This window comes from Mycobacterium sp. E3298 (genome assembly GCF_001666895.1).
In the GTDB taxonomy this organism is placed as follows: Bacteria; Actinomycetota; Actinomycetes; order Mycobacteriales; family Mycobacteriaceae; genus Mycobacterium.
The window spans coordinates 1-641 of record NZ_LZJB01000348.1 but is presented as its reverse complement, the minus strand read 5'-3'; the positions used below and the strand labels follow the sequence as shown (position 1 = coordinate 641).

Genomic DNA, 641 nt, shown 5'->3' with positions numbered 1-641 from the left:
ACCCGAGGCAGCCGGGGGACCGGGCAACCTGCTCGGCGGCATGCCCCTGGCCGGAGTCGGCAACGGCACCCACGCCGGCGCCGGCCCCCGCTACGGATTCCGCCCCACCGTCATGGCCCGCCCACCCTTCGCCGGATAACCTCCGGGTCGGCAGCGTAGGAACACGCTTTAGCGCGCGAAAAGTGCTGCGCTAAAGCGTGTTTCGCGTTTGCGCCCAAGAACCGACTCGCGGCGGAGGCCTTGCCCACGCCCCCGGCCGGCCCCTGTCCGGGCCGACATCGCCGCGGCCTTTATTGCGACCGGATTTTTTGTCCAGCGCCCACGTCGATCCGCCCCGGCTGCGCGGGATCGCTTATCGGCCGTGATCCGCCCGGCACCCGTTCCCGCAGGTAGGCGTGCACACGGCGAACGCGGGCGGCCGCCGGCCCGGCCGTTGCGCTGTCCGCTGACCCGCTGGAACGGGGCGCCTCCCACCCGGACCGTCGAGTCACGGGCAGCGAGAAGACGGGGCGGCGCTCTAGCCTTCGCAAGCAAGCGCATCGCTTGAAGCCAGCTATCTAAAACACTCGCGAGGGAAACACATGGTTCGAGCCGGGGGGTTCGTAGGTGTTTGACTTCGGGGCGTTACCGCCGGAGATCAA

At 69.7% G+C, this 641-nt stretch carries 1 pseudogene; it reads left to right on the top strand.

The window, feature by feature from the left end:
• Positions 1–139 (top strand): annotated as a pseudogene (locus tag A9X05_RS29845) (PE/PPE C-terminal domain-containing protein); the annotation flags it as partial.
• Between the last annotated feature and the right edge of the window lie 502 nt (positions 140–641).